We start from the raw sequence: 17,921 nt of genomic DNA, 5'->3' as shown, positions 1-17,921 counted from the left end.
GACCTGGGGTGGCTGGTGTTGGGGTGCTCGGGCCAGCGAGCCAGCGGTGAGGGGTTGGCCGTTTTGGTCGGTGATGGTGAGGTGGGTGGCGGTGCCGGTGATGGTGAGGGCGCCGCGGTGGTGTTGGCGGTGGTGGTAGGGGCAGACCAGGACCAGGTTGGTCAGATCGGTGGGGCCGCCGTCTTCCCAGTGCTGGATGTGGTGGGCGTGCAGGCCGCGGGTCGCGCCGCAGCCCGGGACCACGCAGGTGCGGTCGCGGTGCTCCAGGGCGCGCCGTAGCCGCCGGTTGACGGTGCGGGTGGCCCGCCCGGCCCCGATGGGTTGGCCGGCGCGTTCGAACCACACCTCGCAGGTGGCATCACAGCTCAGATACTGGCGCTCGGCCTCGGACAGCGCCGGCCCCAGATGCAGCGCGCCGACCTGGTGTTCGACGTCGACGTGCACGACCACGGTGGTGTGCTGCCCGTGCGGGCGGCGCGCCACATCAGCATCCCAGCCGGCTTCGATCAGGCTCATGAACGCATCGGCACTGTTCGGCAGCGGCGGCGCGCTCGTCGAGGGGGTGGTGGTGTCGTGGTCGCGTTTCCAGTCGGCGATCAACGCATCACGATGCGAACCCAGCGCCGCTTCGAAGGTCGCGGCCTCGTCATGGGGCAAAGTGATCCGCCACTTCGTCGAGGTCTGACCGACGATCTTGCTGACGGCACGCTCGGGTCGCAGGTAGGGCGGAGGTTCGGGACGTGGTTCCAGGCTGACCGCGGTCCGCAGCTGGCTGACCGTGGCCACCGACGCCAACTGCGCGTAATGGGCATCGGAACCGTCAGCGGCCCGCGCGGCGATCACCGCAACCTGATCCACCGACAACTGACCCTCCCGCAACGCCTGGGTGCAGCGGGGAAACTCCTCGATCCGGTGCGCGATCGCGGCCACCGCCCGCGCATTGCTCTCCGAGAGCCCCAACCGCCACGCCGTCAACGCCGCCACCGACCGACACCCGGTATGACCCCAGATCCCATCCCGATCGATCTCAGCCACGATCTCCACGATCCGACCATCGATCGCATTACGCTGACCCGCCAACTCCGCCAACTCATCGAACAACACGTCAAGGCGCTCTTTGGGACTCACCCGCTCACAAGAAGCCACCACCGAGGACATAACCCCATCATCACACCGGGGTACGACAAGTTTCGGTGAGCGAGGACTTCGGGAGAAGTAACGAGGGTGCTTGCGGAATCAGGACTTTGAGTCGCCGGGCAGTTCGTCCGATTTGCTGTTGGGCACGATGATGCGTCGGGTCGCCACCGGCTTACCGTCGACCTTCTTGGCGACCTGGGGCGTGGGCGGCGGTGTGGTGATGCGACCTTGAACGGGCGCGCCGTTTTTCACCGTCGGGACGGACACCCGTTTGGTATCGGCCTTGGCCTCTTTCTCCGATCCCGCGGCGCCGTGCATGGCGCCGGGCGGGATCATCGGCATGCCGCCCATCCCGCCGGTGGGTGCGGACGTGGGTGTCACCATTCGTGGCGGTGGCATCGCGGTGTTGGCCGCCGATGGCGACGTGCCTGCGGACGGTATCGGCGGCGGGCCCAGCATCGCGGTCGGTGTGGTGCCGCCGAGGCCGCCACCACCGCCGCCGGCTCCACCCCCACCGGCGCCGAATTCACCTGGTGTCTCGCCGAATTCGCCCAACAACGGATCAGTGAGGCTGGCTTTGTCGAGCTCTGCGGCCGAGCCACCGGCCTGCTGCATCATGCCCATGCCTGCCTGCATGGCCTGCTGCGCTCCCTGGGCGAGCTGCTGGGGGATCTGGGCCAGCGGCTGCAACGCGCCGCCCATCGCTCCGGCCAGTGCGCCTGCGATTCCAGAGGCCATCTGCGGGAGCTGTTGGGCCATCTGGTCGGCGCCCTGGCCGGCGACGCCTTTCATCTCGGCGCTCGCCTGCTCGTCCTGGGCGGGGAACTTCGCTGCGGCCTCGGCAGTCTTGGAATCTCGCTTGGCATGTTCCTCGATGCTTTCGCTGTTGTCCTTGGGGTCACCAAGATTGGCGGCCAACCCGAGCACCCGTAGCAACTGCTCGATGGGAGTCGCCCCGGCGACGAGCGGATCGGAGGCGATGGGCGGGGGAGCGACGTTCATCCCGTTGGCGGCGAGATATTGGCCCGCGCTCGCGCTGAGCTGTCCACCAGTCATCGGTGCACCTCTCCCTTCAGTGCCAGACTCAAAGCCTGAAACCACGCGAAGTGGTAATTGGCGGCGGTCTTTTCGCCCTTGATGAGGGCGTCGATCGTCGCCAACAGCTGCCAGTGGCCGACCTTAGCGGCGTCGATGCGGTCGGGGTAGTCACCGAGAACTGCAATGGCGACGTTCGCGAGGTGTTCGCGAAGCAGCTCGACTTCGGAGTCCAGGTAGCCGGTTCCGGTCGATGCGGCCTTGGCCAGGGTGTGGGCCAGGCGCGGCAGGCCATCGCGCCACTTGGTGGCTTGGGACAGTTCCCAGCCGAGTTCCTCGACGTCGTCGGTGTCGCGGGCGCGGATGGACGTGGATATCGGTTCGTCCTCGGCGGGCGGAAGGTATTGCCCCGGGGTGTAGGCGGCGGTCAGGACCGTGTCGCCGAGCAAGGCGTCGAGTGTGCGGCTGCGGCGGCCGGGAGCGAGCAGCTTGATGCCGGTCGGGATCTCGATATGTGGGGGAATCCACCCACTGGCGAGGTCGGTGGTCAGCATGGTCGTGCCGTCGTCGCGGTCGCCGATCACCCAACCGAGTCGGGGTTCTTGGCGTGCGACCGCGTCGATGAGGCGCTGGAGGCGCTGCTGGGCTTGGGTTTGCGCGGCACCGGCACCGGCCACCGCGCCGGTAGCGGTTGCGGCGACGGCAGTTTCGGTGATCCCGCTTGGTGTCGGGGCGGCGGCCGCAGCAGCCGGCTGGCGGACGACCGCGGGCTGATTGAGCGGACCGGCGTTCGGTTGGACGGGGGCTGAGGCCGGGGCGGCCGACGGGGGCATCGGCGCCGGGCTGGCCGGTGCCGTGGCGGCAGGCGGGCGGAGATCAGCGCCGTAGGCGGGGAGCGGGCCGGCCGGGGCCGCGGGGGCTGCGGTCGACGGCATGACGGGTGCTGGCTGGGCGGCCGGTGCCGCGACATAGGTCTGGGTGGCATCTGCCGGGGGAGTGACGGGCGTCTGCGCGGCCTCGAAACTGGCTGCGGGATGGGCGGTTTCGAAGAGCGGCGCTCCTGCTGTTGGCGTGGTCGACGCCATCGGCGGTGCTGCCATGGTCTCCGGGTGGATCGGTGCCTGCGGCTGCATCGCGTGCGCCGCGCTGCTGGAAAGCGCTTCGGTGCCTGCCGACATCGGATTGCCAGTCTGCGCACCGGAGTTGAAGTTCTGGGCGAAGCCTTCGGGGGAGAGTGCGTTGGTGTGCGCTGAGGGGGCGGAAGCGGTTGGAGATTGTTGCATCGGGCCGATCGGTGCCGAGGATGTGAGGTTACCCGAAGGCGAGGGGGAGCTTAGTCCAGGTGAAGTTGGTGGTAGCGAGACATTCGGCGTAGATGATGGCAATCCGATCGGAGTCGTACTCTTCGCCGCGATATCGGGTGTTGTCAGTGCGCCGCTCACGTTTGATCCGCCGCTCACCGGCCCCACGCCGACTGTTTGGGCCACGACGGGACCATCCACACCCTGCCCAGTCGTCGCGCCGCTCGCTGATACTGATTGGGTTGTGCCCGACGAGCCGGACGCTTGTGGCGAACTGCCACCTCGGGAAAATGAACTGGTGCTGTCATTGGAGCCGCCCGCAATGGCGTCCGCCGTCGAGCCCTGAGTGGCAGCGGCTGTTGAATCGCTTAAGAGAGAACGAACTTGATTGCTAATGGAATCCCGACTAGGTGATCCCCAAGCACGTTCTAGACTTGCGCCGTTTGTGCGGGCGAACTCCCGGGCAGGCATGCCAAGGCCTTCTTTGTCTAAGACACTTTGAATCGCGTTGTACAAGTTGGATCCGTGCTCGGCAGCCTTTCCGTTGGCTTCAGACTGCGCTTGCACTACCACGTCTACAGCCTTAGCTAACTTCATTGCAGCTGGATCGCTGGATGCTTCGATTTCTTCGATACGTGAGTTTCCGCGGGCCGCAACATCAGTCAATGCATTGCGAAGATCTTCTGTCCACCGATGGGCTGATTGGTAGGCTCCGCCTTTGACCGCATTCTTGTCGGACAGTTCTCGGGCGTTCCTCTCGCCGCGCTCGAATGCGTCGCGCGTGTCCTCGGCCGTCACGCCTTCCTGATCCGCTAGCTGTCCGATACGCACAGAGTGCAAGAGTTCTGAATACGCTTCGAGGGCCTCAGCAGTCTTGCCGCGGTTAGTGGCTGAAGCATTCAGAAGCGCGAGGGATGCCGCGCTGGGCCATTGGTGGCCGACCAGTAATGACGACCACTTTCCAGGCGGCAAATCGCTCACTGACAGGCCTGCTTGATCTTGGCGATTTCCCCGTCAGCCGACGTGGCTAGTGGGTTGAGGTCACTCGCCGAGGTGTCCGCCAGTTGTTCCATGACGATTTCTCGGTACTTGTTAGCTAGGTTCCGGATAGGTTCCACGAGATTTTGCGGCGCAGCCGGGTGCGTATTCAGGCTTTCGGTTAGATAACTGCTGCTCGTCGCGAGCGCTAGCCGAATGTTGACTGCAACGAGGAATGTGTCTGTGGGGTTGTCGCCGGACTTTCCACCGGCTGTATTCACTGACTTCTGGACTTGGTCGTGTGCCTCGCAAACCGCCTTCTTCGCGTCGGCGACTTCCTGCTCGCTGTAGGTTTTGGCCGCCGGCGCTTCCGGCTTGGGCATCGGTCGAAACCAGGCACCGATGGCGACCGCAACCGCGATAACCGCGATGACGATGGCGATGATCGTCGGCAGCTGGGACGGTCCCCGTCGGGACGGCGGTCCCTGCCACGGAGCTGGTCCTGCAGGCCCGGGTCCGTACGGCACTTGCGACATGTCGAAATCGTATCCCTTGCGTTTGCCGGAGCGCTATTCACCAATAGCGGCAATACCCGCTCCGACCAGCCTGTACACGCAGTTCAGATGGACTTGAAAGCCCAGAACAGCCCGGTAACCGCAGGGGTCAAGTCACCCCATCCCGCCTCACATCGTTAGCTGGCCCAGACCGAACCGTGGCCCAACCTTGACTTGACCCCACAGAGACCTCCCAGCCACGATGAGTCGATGCGTCGAGTCGCCGTTTCGTTCTGTGCTGCCTTCAGCGCGGTGGCCGTGGCGCTGTTCTCAGCCCCGCCCAGCCACGCGGAGACCCCGTGGTTCCAGGCCAACGTCGGCAACGCCACCCAGGTCCTGTCCGTCGTCGGCACCGGCGGCGCCACGGCCAAGATGGACGTCTGGCAGCGCGGCGCCAATGGCTGGGAGCCCGTCGCGACCGCCATCCCCACCCACATCGGCGCCAACGGCATGACGCCGCAATCCCACGACGGTGAGATGAAGACGCCGATGGGCATCTTCACGCTCGACTTCGCTTTCGGCACCAAGCCCAACCCGGGCGGTGGCCTGCAATACGTCCAGGTGACCCCGGACTATTGGTGGGACGGGGACATGAAAAGCCCCACTTACAACACCATGCAGGTCTGCAAGAAAGCCGACTGCGCGTTCGACACGAACCCGGCCAGCGGCACCGAGAACCTCTACATCCCGCAGTACGCCCACGCGATCGTGATGGGCGTGAACAAGGCGCGCGTGCCCGGCAACGGTGGCGCCTTCTTCGTTCACACCACCGACGGCGGCCCCACCGCGGGCTGTGTCTCACTCGACGACGACACCTTGGTCAAGATCATGCGCTGGCTACAGCCCGGTGCGCTGATCGCCGTCGCTCAGTAGACCGCCGAGCGTGCGGGTTACCGTCGAGACCGCTGAGGATCCTCACCGACAAGCCGCACTCTCGGCGGCGCGCCGGGACGCCTACGTCGTGGCGATCGCCGCGCCGGCCGTCGCGTTGAAGTTCAGCGCCTCGGTCGACAGCGTCACCTCATAGGTGCGGTCGTAGCCGGTCTTGCAGATCTTCCAGCCGTCCGGCGTCTTGCGGTAGCGGTCGCGATAGAAGGCCGCGCCCATCAACATGAAGTTGAACTCCGGCACGATCACCTTGTCCTGCAGGTACCAGATGGCTTCGGCTTCGTCACCGTCGACGGAGATCTCCGGATGAGTGACGCGATGCTCGGTGAGCACCCCGGCCGGCATCGACTTGGCCATGAACTCGACCAGGTCCTTGCGGTTGGTGAAGTGGTGCTCCTCGCCGAGGGAGGACCCGTAATCCCCGACGATGTCCTCGGTCAGGGTGTCGGCGAAATCGTCCCAATGCTTGGTGTCCAGAGCCCGCAGGTAGCGGTACTTCACCTGTTTGATCGCTTCGATTGCTTCCGCATCAGCCATGCCGGTCATTGCAGCACACCGAATGTGTCGACGGGGCGAGTTGTCCCGGTGACAATGATGCAAGCCCGGGGTGCATCTCAACCACCAGGAGTCGCCAATGTCTGGACCGGATCAGCCCGATCCCAGCACCGCCGACGCCACCGTCCAACAAACCAACTTCGTCGACGGCTTCCTACGGTCCCCGTTCTCCGGTATCGCCCCATGGATCCTGATGGCGATCATCTCGGGGCCGGGCCGTTTCGGACAAGCGGCCGCCGCCGCGCTCGCCTTGACCCTCATCGTGATGTGGGCCGGCAGCCGTCGCGGCATCAGAGTGCATTCCCTGGAAGTCTTCGGCGCGGTCGTCTTCGCGGTATTCGTCGGGCTCGGAATCCTCGGCTCACCGGCGCTCATCACGTGGCTGGAGCTATGGGCCGGTGAGCTCACCAACGGTCTGCTGGCCGCCTACGCGCTGGCCACGCTCGCGATCCGTCGCCCGTTCACCATCGCCTACGCCCGCGACACTGTCGACCCCGAACACTGGGACAGCCCCCTGTTCGTGCGGGTCAACTACATCCTCACCGGTGTTTGGGCCGGCGCGTTCCTGATCAACACGCTCGTCGGTTCGTTTGGCGACGCGGTGCTGCACGACGGCGACAACTTCTGGACCGGATGGATCGTGCAGCTCGCGGTCACCCTGGTCGCCGTTGCCGTCACCGAGTTCTATCCCGACTATGCGCGCGCCAAGTTCCTGGCCGCCACCGGTGAATCCATGGACAGCCCACCATCATTCGGGCGACTGTTGGATTGGCTGCCCGGTTTCGTCATCGGCATCGGGATCGCCGGCTGGGTAAGTGATTCGTTCTCCGCGGGTGTCGGCATCGCACTCATCCTCGTCGGCGTCATCGCAGGTGCGGTGATGCGCAAAGTGTTTCCCGAACAGAAGGAAGAAACGGCATGACGAACCTCTCCGTCATCTATTACTCGGCGACCGGGCATGGCACGGCAATGGCCGAGAAGGTGGCCGCCGCCGCGCGCTCTGCCGGGGCCGACGTGCGCCTTCGGCACATCGCCGAGACTCGCGACCCGTCGTCATTTGCACAGAACGAGGCCTGGACGGCGAATTATGAAGCCACCAAGGACCTTCCGGCCGCGTCCGGCGACGACATCGTCTGGGCGGATGCCGTCATCTTCGGTACGCCCACGCGATTCGGTTCTCCCGCATCGCAATTCCGCACGTTCATTGACTCGCTGGGTGGCTTGTGGGCACAGGGCAAGCTCGCGGACAAGGTCTACGCCGCGTTCACATCCTCACAAACCGCCCACGGCGGCCAGGAAACCACGCTGCTTGCCCTCTACATCACGCTGATGCACTTCGGTGGCATTCTCGTGCCGCCCGGATACACCGACCCGGTCAAGTTCGGCGACGGAAATCCCTACGGGGTGGGCCACATTACCGGCCCGGAGAACAAGAACGAACTCGGTGAGGAGACCACCGCCGCGCTCGAACACCTCGCGCGGCGAGTGGTCACCATTGCCGGCCGGCTCACTCCTGTCGACGCCGGATGAGCCGGCGGACAGGTGCTGGGGACTTAGGTCAGCGGAGGCCGTCTTCGTAACGCTGGGCGATGGCCACGAGCTCCTCGCGCACCGTTGACGGCGGCAGCGCGTTGATCCGTGCGTACAGACGGCGACGCGTCATGGCCCGCTTCATATCGTTGCGGAACTGCGCAATCGACGACATTCTTCTCAACTCCTTGATGGCCCCCGGTTCTGCAGGGGCGTACTTGTTTGTGACGTTCACCGGTCAGGGATCGCCTGCTTGGTCAACGCCTCGATCGTTCTTGTTAACTCCATGTAAATCAACTTTGCTCGTGTGAGATTGCCTACAGCGCAGTGTTTTCCCAGCTCGCCATTCCGAAGGTCTGTGACGGCACGCACGGTCACGCCGCAGGGTGATGCAGCTCGCCGCTCGAACTCAGCCCTGCAGATAGCGCGTGACCATGTCCACCAGGATCGCGCGCTCCCGCTGCCACTCCAGGTGCGAGTCGACGATCATCTCGACCAGGACCATGCCGCGCAGCGCCGACCAAATCACCTCAGCCACACCAGGATCGTCGGAGATCAGCCGGCCCAGTTGGTTGATCGCGGAATTGATCTCCAGCAGATGCCGTTTGGCGCTGTCGCCGTGAGTGCCGCGGGTGGCCCGCAGAATCTCGAACGCCGCCAACGATGTCGGACTGCTGTAGCAGCGGAACGCGGTGTCCACGACGACCTCGATGCGCTCCCGTAGGCCCAGATCGGCCACGTCGGCCTGGCCCAGGCTCTCCAGCAGTCGGGCGACGCCCTCGTCGACCACCGCCATCAGCAGACCATTGCGGTCGCCGAAGTGGTACTGGATCACCCCCCAGGTGACCCCGGCCCGTTCGGCCACGTGCTTGGCCGTCGCGGCGGGAAACCCCTCCTCGACCACGCACCGGACCGTCTCGTCGATGATCAGCGCCCGGGTCTCGTCACCTCGCTTGCGCGGCGCTTGCGTCTGCCGCGTGGGAGGGGTGCCGAGCGCCTTCACATCGTTGACTTTATAACATTGAGCCGACTATGTTTCGCGGTATGAGCCAGCCCCTCAGCCGCTACGCCCAGTTGTCCCGGGCGGAACTCGCCACCCTGGTGCCCGAACTGTTGCTGATCGGCCAACTGATCGACCGCTCGGGTATGGCGTGGTGCATTCAGTCGTTCGGCCGGCCCGAGATGCTGCAGATCGCCATCGAGGAGTGGGCCGGCGCCAGCCCGCTCTACACCAAGCGCATGCAGAAGGCGCTGAAGTACGAGGGCAACGACATCATCACCATCTTCAAGGGCCTCCAGCTCGACATCGGCGCCCCGCCCCAGTTCATGGATTTCCGCTACACCGTCCACGACCGCTGGCACGGCGAGTTCCACCTCGACCACTGTGGCGCCCTGCTCGACGTCGAGCCGATGGGCCCGGACTACGTCAAGGGCATGTGCCACGACATCGAAGACCCGACGTTCGACGCCACCGCCGTGGCCACCAACGCCAAGGCCCAGGTGCGGCCCATCCACCGCCCGCCGCGCACGCCGGCCGACCGCCAGCCGCACTGCGCATGGACCGTCATCATCGACGAGTCCTACCCGGAGGTCAGCAGCATCCCCGCCCTGGACATCGTCGCGCAAACGCGCGCCGCCAATTGGGAGCTCGCGCCCATCGATCCCGATGACGAAGGCCAGAGCGACTATTCGGGCGCACTGTTGTCCGACGTCGATTTCGGTGCCTTCTCCCACTCCGCGCTGGTGCGGATCGCCGACGAAGTGGTGTTGCAGATGCACCTGCTGAACCTGTCGTTCGGCATCGCGGTGCGCGCCCGCGCCGGCGACAACGCCGAGCTGGCCACCCAGATCTGCACCAAGCAGCTCGTCGGCATCGCCGGGGTGGCAGCCGAGCGAATCCAACGAGCATTGAAGCTGCCCAACGACTTCGACGGACTGGCCAAGGTTCTCGAACTGCACCCGCTGTTCAACCCGGCCGGTTACGTCGTCGCCGAGGTCGAAGGTGGCCGGGTTCATGTTCACCCGTCGCCGTCGCACGACGACGCATCCTGGATTTCGTTGTGCTCCCCGGCTTCTCCGGCCCCGTTGCAGGCCATCGCAACCGCCGTCGACCCGCATATCGCGGTGCGTATCTCCGGAACCGGCGACGACTGGACGGCAGAGTTCGAGAAGACCGACACCGCCGCCAAGGACTCGCCGGAGGTGGAAGTCACCAAGTTCAGCCAGGGCGCGACGTTCGTGTTCGAAGAGCGCCGGTCCCTTCCGCTGACGGTGGTGTAGCCGATGGCCTACCGCGTCGTGCAATGGGGCACCGGTGCGGTGGGAGTCGAAGCCATCCGTGGCATCCTCGACCATCCGGACCTCGAATTGGCCGGCGTCAAGGTCTACTCGGAGGCCAAGGCCGGTGCCGACGCCGGCGCCCTGGCCGGGCGTGATCCGATCGGCGTCATCGCCGGCATCGACGTCGACACCGCCGGCGTGGACGCCGTTGTGTACGCCCCGCGGCATCCGAAGCTCGACGACGCGGTGGCCATTCTGGCCTCCGGCGCGAACCTGATCACCACGGCATTCGCGTTCCACCCCGCCCGGATGGCGGTCCGGGACCGTGACCGGCTGCGCCAGGCCTGCACAGACGGCAACACCAGCCTGCACGGCACCGGGTTGAACCCGGGAAACCTGGGCGCCGTGATCCCGTTGGCGTTGACCGGAATGTCGCGGAGCATCGAACGGGTCACCGTGCAGGAGCGTGCGGACTGGTCGGTCTACGACAGCGTGGAGATCACCTTCGACCAGATGCGCTTTGGCAGCCCGCTCGACGAGGTCAATGCCCAGAGCGACGGATTGCGTTTCACCAGTGCGCTTTTCCAGGAGCAGGTGTGGCTACTCGGGGACGCGCTCGGCCTCGATCTCGATGCGGTCGACACCGACCTGGAAGTCATCCCCGCCAGCGCCGATCGCGATGTCTGCGGCCGCGTTCTGCGCGCAGGCACCGTCGCGGGTCAGCACTGGCGGTGGTCCGGCCTTCGCAACGGAGAGACCGTCGTCGAGGTCGAAACCCTATGGACTGTCGGCGAATCGCAGCCGCCACACTGGCCGACTCCCCAGCACGGCTGGACCGTCACCATCGAGGGCACACCGTCGATGCGGGCGCATCTGATGACGCTGGCCAGTTTTCGCCGCGACGTGCCCCTGGACGAGCACGTGCGGTCGGCCAGCGTGGCGACCGCGATGCAGGCGGTGAATGCCGTTCCCGCGGTGTGCGACGCGGCGCCTGGCTTCGTCACCATGGCCGATCTGCCGCTGAACCTGTATCGCCGCTGAGGCGGTTTCGCTGGCCGCGAAGGCCGGACTGTCGACTAGACCCCGAACTGCGCGCACACTGGCAGCTATGGACAACAACGGACCGTTCGGGTTCGATCCCGACGATATCGATCGTGTGGTGCGTGAGGCCAGTGAGGGACTTCGCGACGCCTTCGGGCGATTCCTCAACACGTCGGGTAGCAGCGCCGGATTCGGCGTGCTCTTCGACGAGTTCACCCGCCGCTCTCGGCCCCGGTCGCAACCGGAAACCGCCGGTGAGGCCGGCGACGGGGTGTGGGCCATCTACATCACCGATTCCGACGGCAAGGCGCACGTCGAGCAGGTCTACCAGAGCGAACTCGACGCGCTGCGCGCCAACAAGCACAACACCGACGCCAACCGCAACGTGCGGTTCCTGCCCTACGGCATCGACGTCAGCGTGCTCGACGGGCCCGCCAATGCCGAAGACGGGCCCGACGGCGACGAGTAGCTACATCGTCAAGACCATGCGATAGCGCGCACGGCCCTCGTCCATTGCCGCGTACGCTTCGGCCGCCTCGCCCAACGGACGCTCCTCGATGCGGGCCCGCACCCCGGACAGCACCGCGAAGTGCAGGGTGTCCTCGATGTCGGCCGAGGTGCCCGACGGGTGGCCGACCACGCTGAAATTGCCGAACAGGAGATCGCCCGGGGTGATCGGCAGCGGATCGAAGGTGGCCCCCACGATCACCAGCTCGCCCTGCGGTGCCAGACCGCCCACGGTCGCCGCCATCGCCGCCGAATTGGCGGCGGTGGCCAGCACCACCTGCGCTCCGCCGAGGGCCTGCAGCGCCTCGGCGACATCGCCGGCTGTCGAGTCGATGTAGTGATGAGCACCCAATTCCTTGGCGTCATCGGCCTTACCTGCCCCGCGGGCGATCGCGATGGTCTCGAAGCCCATCGCCCGGGCCCACTGAATGCCCAGGTGCCCCAGACCGCCGATGCCCAGGACGGCGACGCGGTCGCCGGCGACCGCGCGGGTCTGGCGCAGCGCGTTGTAGGTCGTCACCCCCGCACAGCCCATCGGCGCGGCCTCGGCGAACGACAGCTCGTCGGGGATGCGGGCCAGCGCGGTGCGCGGCACGATCACCGACTCCGCGTACCCGCCGGGATAGTTCCAGCTCGGCACCTCGAGGTTCACGCATTGCATGAACTGGCCTTTGCGGCACGGTAGGCACTTGGTGCAGTTGCCGCCGAACCAGCCGACCGCCACCCGGTCCCCGACGGCGAAGCCCTCGACGCCGGAGCCGAGCTCGGCGACCGTCCCGGCGATCTCGTGTCCGGGGGTGATCGGCCAGGTCAGGTTGGGGAAGGCGCCATTGACGAAGGCGTGGTCGGTGCCGCACACGCCGCAGGCGTTGACCGCGATGCGCACGTGGTCCGGCGGCGGCGACGTGGTCTCCATGTCCGTCAGCTGCAGCGGTTCTCCGGGCGATGTCACGTGTACTGCGCGGTGTGTGGCCATTGTTTCCCTCGGTGTCGACGTCGATGCTGGGTCTACTCAGCTTAACTCAGCATAAAGGGTCTTTGATCCCTATTCTCCCGCCGAACCCGGTCTTACGATCCCCGAATCTGGGAGAGGCGTGGGCATGACCGGAACACTGGACCAACCACAAATTCAGACCGACGACATCCGCAGAAACGAGATCGACGCGATCGTCGACAGCGCGGCCAGCGCCGCCAGGGAATTCCGCGAACTCGATCAAGAGCAGGTGGACCGGATCGTCGAGGCGATGGTGCGCGCCGGGGTGCGCGCCGCCGGGGAGCTCGCCGCGATGGCGATCGAGGAAACCGGATTCGGCGTCTTCGAGGACAAGGTCGTCAAGAACTATGTGGCCACCGAGTTTCTGCACGATCATCTGCGGGACAAGAAATCGGTCGGGGTGATCGACGAAGACGTCGAACACAACATCGTCTACATTGCCGAGCCGATCGGCGTAGTCCTGGCGATCACCCCCGTCACCAACCCCACCTCGACCGTGCTGTTCAAGGCGATCGTCGCCGCCAAGACCCGCAATGCGGTGTTGTTCCGCCCATCGCCGTACGCGGTGCACTGCTGCGAACGCAGCGTGGAGATCCTGCGCGAGGCCGCCGTGGCCGCCGGCATGCCGCCGGGTGCGCTACAGGTCATCCCGGACGCCGCCCACGAGGTGACGCACTATCTGTTCAAACATCCCCAGGTCGACTTCATCTGGGTGACCGGCGGCCCGCGGATCGTCGCACTGGCCAACCAGGCCGGGAAACCCGCGCTGAGCGTCGGCCCCGGCAACGCCCCGATCTACATCCACAAGACAGCCGACGTGCGCGGCGCGGTCGTCGACATCCTGATCTCGAAAACCTTTGACTCCTCGGTGATTTGCCCCGCCGAGCAGACCTGCATCATCGACGACGAGATCTACGACGCGATGATCACCGAGTTCGAGAAGATGGGCGCGCACCTGCTGACGCCGGCTCAGGCGGCCAAGATCACCGAATTCGCCTTCGGCTGCGGGGACAAGGTCAGCATGGACGCCGTCGGGCAGAAGGCCCCGGAACTGGCCGCTCGCGCGGGATTCAGCGTTGCACCGACGGTCAAGGTGCTGTTGGCGCCCCTTCCGGCCGACCTCGACCAACTGGCCGCGCATCCACTGGTCGCCGAGAAGTTGATGCCGGTACTTGGCTTGGTCCGGGCCCGCAACGAACGCCACGCCATCGACGCTGCGGTGCTGGTCACCGAACACGGCGGCCTGGGCCACACCTCGGCGATCTACGCCGAGGACCAAGCGGTCATCGACGCCTACAGCCTCGCCGTGCGCACCGGGCGCATCCTGGTCAACGCGCCCACCGCGGTCGGGGCGCTGGGCGGGGTGTACAACAACCTCACTCCGACCTTCTCGCTGGGATGCGGCACCTGGGGCGGTTCGAGCACCACCGAGAATGTGAACTACCGGCAGTTGCTCAACATCAAGACGGTGGCGCATCGGCGTACCCCGCCGCAGTGGTTCCGGGTGCCGTCCAATACCTACTTCAATGCGGGAGCGCTGGACAACCTGCGTGAACTCGATTGCGAGACAGTGGTTGTGGTGACCGACGCGCTGTCCGACGAACGCGGCGTCACCGACCTGCTGCGCAGCAAGCTCGGATCCCGTCACGTGCAGGTGTTCGCCGAGATCAGCCCCGAACCGGACGAGGCGACCATCCGTCGCGGCGTCGCGCTGCTGCAGCGGGTCCAGCCCGATGTCCTGATCGCCGTCGGCGGCGGCTCCGTCCTTGATGCGGGCAAGGCGATGCGGCTGTTCTACGAGCATCCCGAGAAAAGCCTCGACGAGCTGACGATGCCGTTCCTGGACCCGCGCAAACGGGTCGCCGACTACCCGACGGACCGACACACACTCCAACTAGTCGCCATCCCAACGACATCCGGCACCGGATCGGAGGTATCCCCGGCCGCGGTGCTGACGGTCGACGGCAAGAAGCAGACCCTGGTCGACTACAGCCTGGTCCCGGAAATGGCGATCGTCGATCCGCTGCTGACCTCCACCATGCCGGCCAATCTGACCGCGGACACCGGCGTCGACGCGCTGACTCACGCTCTGGAGGCCGCCGTCTCCATCTTCGCCTCGCCGTACACCGATGCGCTCTGCGCGCAGGCTGCCCGGCTGATTTTCGACGCCCTGCCGCGCGCGTACCGCGACCCCGACGACATCGACGCGCGCACGGAGATGTCCAACGCCGCCACGCTGGCCGGGTTGGCGTTCTCCAACGCCTTCGTCGGGACCAACCATGCCCTGGCCCATGCGACCGGTGCGGCGTTCGGCATCCCGCACGGCAGAGCCAACGGCATCTTCTTGCCACATGTCTTGCGGTACAACACCAGCCTGCCCAGCAAGTTCATGCCGGCGCCCGGATATTCCGCCTACGTGGCGCCCGACAAGTACGCCCAGATCGGGGCGCTGATCTTTGGCGGCCACGCCCCCGAGGACAGCCGCAATCGGCTCTTCACCGGAGTCGACCAGTTGCTCGAGCAGCTGGACATGCCGCCCACGCTGCGCGACATCGGGGTCGCCGAGGATAAATTCCTGGCCGCGCTACCTGCGTTGGCGATGACCGCGTTCGAGGACCTGTCCAACCGCACCAACCCGCGCATGCCGCTGGTCAGTGAGATCACCGACCTACTCAAGCTCGGTTTCTACGGCGTGGACTGACTAGTCGAGAATCCGCCGGGCGACATTGGTGGTCACCAGGTCCATCAGCTCGTCGCCGCGGCCGGCCAGGATCGTGCGGATCGCGTACACCGTGAATCCCTTGGCCTGCTCGGCGGAAATCGCCGGCGGGATGGAGAGTTCCTGGCGGGCCACCACCACGTCGATCAGCGCCGGCCCGTCGTGGGCCAGCGCATCGGCGACGGCGTGCTCCAGGTCGGCGGGGTGCTCGACGCGACGACCGAACAGACCGATGGCCGAGGCGACCGCGCCGAAGTCCGGGTTCTTCAGTTCGGTGCCGAAGTTGACCACCCCGGCCGCCTTCATCTCCAACTCGACGAAGTTCAGCGACGAGTTGTTGAACACGATGATCTTCACCGGCAAGTTGTTCTGCACCAGGGTGAGCAGTTCACCGAAGCCCATCGCCAGCCCGCCGTCGCCGGCCAGGGCGACGACCTGCCGGCCCGGGTATGCGGTCTGCGCGCCGATGGCGTGGGGAAGCGCGCAGGCCATGGTCCCGTGGGTGAAGGATCCGGAGATCCGCCGCTTGCCGTTCATCGTCAGGTAGCGCGCCGCCCAGATCGTCGGTGAGCCGACGTCGAAGGTGAACACCGTGTCAGCGTCGGCGAGCCGATTGACCACTCCGGCAACATATTCCGGCCGGATGGGAGTTCTGTCGCGGTCGTTGACGGCAAGTGAGTCCAGCGATGTGCGCGTGCGCTGATAGTGGCGCAGCGACCTGTCCAGGTGCGTCCGGTCGACCTTGCGGGACAACAGCGGCAGCAGGGCGTCGATGGTGTCCTTGACCGAGCCGACCAAGCCGAGGTCGAGTCGCGTTCGCCGGCCGAGATGACTGCCGCGGATGTCGACCTGAATGATCTGGGCGTCTTCAGGATAGAACTGTGAATACGGGAAGTCGGTGCCCAGCATCAGCAGCACGTCGGCTTCCTTGATCGCCTTGTAGCCGGACGCGAAGCCGAGCAGTCCGGTCATCCCGACGTCGAACGGATTGTCGTACTCGATGTGTTCCTTGCCGCGGAACGCATGCACGATAGGCGAATTCAGCGTCTCGGCCAGCCGGATCAACTCGGTGTGCGCCCCCGCCGTTCCCGCGCCCCCGAGGATCGTCACCCGTGACCCCGCGTTCAACATCGCCGCCGCACGGCGCAGCGACTCGTCGTCGGGACGCAGCACCGACCGGGTCGGCAGCACGGGCGTGGTGGTCCACGCGCGGTCGGGGAGCTTGGCGAGAAAGACCTCCCCGGGGATCACCAAGACCGCGACCCCGTTTTCTTCGATCGCGGTCCGCATGGCGATTTCCACCAGTCGCGGGGCCATCTCGGGCGTGCTGACCAATTCGCAGTAGACGCTGCACTCGCGGAACAGCTCCTGCGGGTGCGTTTCCTGGAAATACCCGGTGCCGACCTCGGCGAGCGGGATGTGCGCGGCGATCGCCAGCACGGGCACGCGGGTGCGCTGGGCGTCGTAAAGACCGTTGATCAGATGGGTGTTGCCCGGGCCGCAGCTGCCTGCACACACCGCCAGGCGCCCGGTCAGTGCCGCATCCGCGGTCGCGGCGAAGGCCGCAGTCTCCTCGTGGCGGACGTGCTCCCAGCTGATCTCCCCGGAGCGACGGATCGCGTCGGTGAATCCGTTTAGGCTGTCGCCGGGCAAACCGTAGACACGGTTGACACCGCTGGCTTTCAGGGTTGCGATCAGGTGCGAGGCGACAGTGGGCACCGTTACACCGTATGGCCGGTCGCCATGGCTTCGCGAGCCGGCGCACCGAGACGCTCCTCACTGTCGCGACCGTCCGCGGCAAAGCACGCCAGGCTGGCCAGGAAGGCGACGACGGTGACTCCCGCGGCGTAGCCGGAAGGCCCGGAACTGGTGCCCACGCTACTCAGGAACAGGGCGAATCCCACCACCGACGCGAAGATGAGGAGCAGGCCGACTGTCGGCAGTAGTTCGCCTCGAGCGCTGTCGCCGTCGTTCATGGTTGCCCCCAATGCCGTCGAGTTGTGCTGGCTATATATCCCCGCCGTAAGCGCGATCGAAACCCCTACCTGCTAGCTGGAAGAGCAGGCTGGGTGCCAGCGCCGATGAACGTCGGGCAGCGGCAGCGGATAACGGTAGGTGTCACCGGAACGAAAGAGGTCGATCATGAGGACATCCGCTGTTGTCGCTGCCGTTGCCTGCGCCCTGACGGTCTCGGGAGTGGGTACAGCCGGCCTTGCCGGAGCCGCCGACACCTCGCCGGCCTGTCCGACCGCCTATGAATGCCTGCAAGACGGACCGGATCCCCAGGTGCCCTACGGCACCGACCCGACGGTGCCCTACGGCGTCGGCAACTCGAACAGCCCGGTTCCGTTTGGACGCGGTTCCAGCTCCTACACGGCCGGCGCCTACTGAGCCGTCCGGTA

The 17,921-nt window shown here is 66.1% G+C and carries 18 protein-coding genes; 8 read left to right on the top strand and 10 right to left on the bottom strand.

Going from position 1 to position 17,921, the window contains the following annotated elements:
- The 4 genes from MSZK_RS21085 to MSZK_RS21070 all read right to left on the bottom strand — a co-directional run.
- Positions 1–1,158: HNH endonuclease signature motif containing protein (locus MSZK_RS21085; protein ID WP_233211432.1), on the bottom strand; the 1,158-nt coding region annotated here is incomplete at its 3' end.
- Between the two features lie 78 nt (positions 1,159–1,236).
- The gene (locus MSZK_RS21080) at positions 1,237–2,193 is read right to left on the bottom strand and encodes a hypothetical protein (RefSeq protein WP_099250557.1); all 957 of its coding nucleotides are present in this window, start codon (positions 2,191–2,193) and stop codon (positions 1,237–1,239) included.
- Complete coding sequence (locus MSZK_RS32445) at positions 2,190–4,454, bottom strand: DUF5631 domain-containing protein (RefSeq protein WP_158230612.1); 2,265 nt, start codon at positions 4,452–4,454, stop codon at positions 2,190–2,192. The genes MSZK_RS21080 and MSZK_RS32445 overlap by 4 nt, the downstream gene beginning before the upstream one ends.
- Entirely contained in the window at positions 4,451–4,987 is a 537-nt protein-coding gene (locus MSZK_RS21070; RefSeq protein ID WP_142389975.1) for a hypothetical protein, read from the bottom strand. Before MSZK_RS21070 ends, MSZK_RS32445 begins: the two co-directional genes overlap by 4 nt.
- A gap of 228 nt (positions 4,988–5,215) precedes the next feature.
- Here MSZK_RS21070 and MSZK_RS21065 point away from each other — a divergent pair, with 228 nt between their 5' ends.
- Positions 5,216–5,878 (top strand): L,D-transpeptidase, encoded by a 663-nt coding sequence (locus MSZK_RS21065; RefSeq protein WP_099250554.1) that lies wholly within the window; start codon positions 5,216–5,218, stop codon positions 5,876–5,878.
- A gap of 81 nt (positions 5,879–5,959) precedes the next feature.
- On the opposite strand, the gene MSZK_RS21060 is transcribed toward MSZK_RS21065, so the two are convergent.
- Positions 5,960–6,454 carry a nuclear transport factor 2 family protein gene (locus MSZK_RS21060; RefSeq protein WP_371411374.1) on the bottom strand — a complete coding sequence of 165 codons (495 nt, stop codon included), beginning with the start codon at positions 6,452–6,454 and terminating at the stop codon, positions 5,960–5,962.
- Positions 6,455–6,527: 73 nt separating this feature from the next.
- Here MSZK_RS21060 and MSZK_RS21055 point away from each other — a divergent pair, with 73 nt between their 5' ends.
- Together MSZK_RS21055 and wrbA are read left to right on the top strand one after the other, a co-directional pair.
- Positions 6,528–7,370 (top strand): hypothetical protein, encoded by an 843-nt coding sequence (locus MSZK_RS21055; RefSeq protein WP_099250599.1) that lies wholly within the window; start codon positions 6,528–6,530, stop codon positions 7,368–7,370.
- Complete coding sequence (wrbA, locus tag MSZK_RS21050; protein ID WP_099250552.1) at positions 7,367–7,978, top strand: NAD(P)H:quinone oxidoreductase; 612 nt, start codon at positions 7,367–7,369, stop codon at positions 7,976–7,978. The genes MSZK_RS21055 and wrbA overlap by 4 nt, the downstream gene beginning before the upstream one ends.
- Positions 7,979–8,006: 28 nt before the next feature.
- Here wrbA and MSZK_RS32680 read toward each other — a convergent pair whose 3' ends face one another.
- Both MSZK_RS32680 and MSZK_RS21040 read right to left on the bottom strand, forming a co-directional pair.
- Positions 8,007–8,153 (bottom strand): hypothetical protein, encoded by a 147-nt coding sequence (locus MSZK_RS32680; RefSeq protein ID WP_099250598.1) that lies wholly within the window; start codon positions 8,151–8,153, stop codon positions 8,007–8,009.
- 234 nt (positions 8,154–8,387) lie between these two features.
- Positions 8,388–8,981, bottom strand: coding sequence for a TetR/AcrR family transcriptional regulator (locus MSZK_RS21040; RefSeq protein WP_099250551.1), 594 nt, complete (start codon positions 8,979–8,981; stop codon positions 8,388–8,390).
- A gap of 41 nt (positions 8,982–9,022) precedes the next feature.
- Here MSZK_RS21040 and MSZK_RS21035 point away from each other — a divergent pair, with 41 nt between their 5' ends.
- The 3 genes from MSZK_RS21035 to MSZK_RS21025 all read left to right on the top strand — a co-directional run bounded on the left by MSZK_RS21035 (position 9,023) and on the right by MSZK_RS21025 (position 11,768).
- Complete coding sequence (locus MSZK_RS21035; RefSeq protein ID WP_099250550.1) at positions 9,023–10,258, top strand: hypothetical protein; 1,236 nt, start codon at positions 9,023–9,025, stop codon at positions 10,256–10,258.
- A gap of 3 nt (positions 10,259–10,261) precedes the next feature.
- A complete protein-coding gene (locus tag MSZK_RS21030; RefSeq protein ID WP_099250549.1) occupies positions 10,262–11,299 on the top strand; it encodes a dihydrodipicolinate reductase in 1,038 nt (345 codons plus the stop codon).
- A 67-nt stretch (positions 11,300–11,366) separates the two neighbouring features.
- Positions 11,367–11,768 carry a hypothetical protein gene (locus MSZK_RS21025; protein ID WP_099250548.1) on the top strand — a complete coding sequence of 134 codons (402 nt, stop codon included), beginning with the start codon at positions 11,367–11,369 and terminating at the stop codon, positions 11,766–11,768.
- On the opposite strand, the gene MSZK_RS21020 is transcribed toward MSZK_RS21025, so the two are convergent.
- A complete protein-coding gene (locus MSZK_RS21020; RefSeq protein ID WP_099250547.1) occupies positions 11,769–12,782 on the bottom strand; it encodes an alcohol dehydrogenase catalytic domain-containing protein in 1,014 nt (337 codons plus the stop codon). It abuts the gene before it with no gap.
- A gap of 124 nt (positions 12,783–12,906) precedes the next feature.
- Here MSZK_RS21020 and adhE point away from each other — a divergent pair, with 124 nt between their 5' ends.
- Positions 12,907–15,501 carry a bifunctional acetaldehyde-CoA/alcohol dehydrogenase gene (gene adhE, locus MSZK_RS21015; RefSeq protein ID WP_099250546.1) on the top strand — a complete coding sequence of 865 codons (2,595 nt, stop codon included), beginning with the start codon at positions 12,907–12,909 and terminating at the stop codon, positions 15,499–15,501.
- Here adhE and poxB read toward each other — a convergent pair whose 3' ends face one another.
- Positions 15,502–17,238, bottom strand: a complete 1,737-nt coding sequence (gene poxB / locus MSZK_RS21010; RefSeq protein ID WP_099250545.1) for a ubiquinone-dependent pyruvate dehydrogenase — start codon at positions 17,236–17,238, stop codon at positions 15,502–15,504. It abuts the gene before it with no gap.
- A 2-nt stretch (positions 17,239–17,240) separates the two neighbouring features.
- Positions 17,241–17,495 (bottom strand): hypothetical protein, encoded by a 255-nt coding sequence (locus MSZK_RS21005; RefSeq protein WP_099250544.1) that lies wholly within the window; start codon positions 17,493–17,495, stop codon positions 17,241–17,243.
- Between the two features lie 166 nt (positions 17,496–17,661).
- Here MSZK_RS21005 and MSZK_RS21000 point away from each other — a divergent pair, with 166 nt between their 5' ends.
- The gene (locus tag MSZK_RS21000; protein ID WP_142389974.1) at positions 17,662–17,910 is read left to right on the top strand and encodes a hypothetical protein; all 249 of its coding nucleotides are present in this window, start codon (positions 17,662–17,664) and stop codon (positions 17,908–17,910) included.
- Positions 17,911–17,921: the final 11 nt, after the last annotated feature.

This window comes from Mycobacterium sp. shizuoka-1 (genome assembly GCF_002723835.1).
Taxonomy (GTDB): Bacteria; Actinomycetota; Actinomycetes; order Mycobacteriales; family Mycobacteriaceae; genus Mycobacterium.
This window is presented reverse-complemented; position numbering and strand designations above follow the sequence as displayed.

Coding starts and splice junctions, on each gene's coding strand:
- MSZK_RS32680 (WP_099250598.1), bottom strand. CDS start 8,153: ATGTCGTCGATTGCGCAGTTCCGCAACGATATGAAGCGGGCCATGACG.
- adhE (WP_099250546.1), top strand. CDS start 12,907: ATGACCGGAACACTGGACCAACCACAAATTCAGACCGACGACATCCGC.
- MSZK_RS21070 (WP_142389975.1), bottom strand. CDS start 4,987: ATGTCGCAAGTGCCGTACGGACCCGGGCCTGCAGGACCAGCTCCGTGG.
- MSZK_RS21080 (WP_099250557.1), bottom strand. CDS start 2,193: ATGACTGGTGGACAGCTCAGCGCGAGCGCGGGCCAATATCTCGCCGCC.
- MSZK_RS21005 (WP_099250544.1), bottom strand. CDS start 17,495: ATGAACGACGGCGACAGCGCTCGAGGCGAACTACTGCCGACAGTCGGC.
- MSZK_RS21055 (WP_099250599.1), top strand. CDS start 6,528: ATGTCTGGACCGGATCAGCCCGATCCCAGCACCGCCGACGCCACCGTC.
- MSZK_RS21000 (WP_142389974.1), top strand. CDS start 17,662: ATGAGGACATCCGCTGTTGTCGCTGCCGTTGCCTGCGCCCTGACGGTC.
- MSZK_RS21065 (WP_099250554.1), top strand. CDS start 5,216: ATGCGTCGAGTCGCCGTTTCGTTCTGTGCTGCCTTCAGCGCGGTGGCC.
- MSZK_RS21020 (WP_099250547.1), bottom strand. CDS start 12,782: ATGGCCACACACCGCGCAGTACACGTGACATCGCCCGGAGAACCGCTG.
- MSZK_RS21025 (WP_099250548.1), top strand. CDS start 11,367: ATGGACAACAACGGACCGTTCGGGTTCGATCCCGACGATATCGATCGT.
- wrbA (WP_099250552.1), top strand. CDS start 7,367: ATGACGAACCTCTCCGTCATCTATTACTCGGCGACCGGGCATGGCACG.
- MSZK_RS21030 (WP_099250549.1), top strand. CDS start 10,262: ATGGCCTACCGCGTCGTGCAATGGGGCACCGGTGCGGTGGGAGTCGAA.
- MSZK_RS21035 (WP_099250550.1), top strand. CDS start 9,023: ATGAGCCAGCCCCTCAGCCGCTACGCCCAGTTGTCCCGGGCGGAACTC.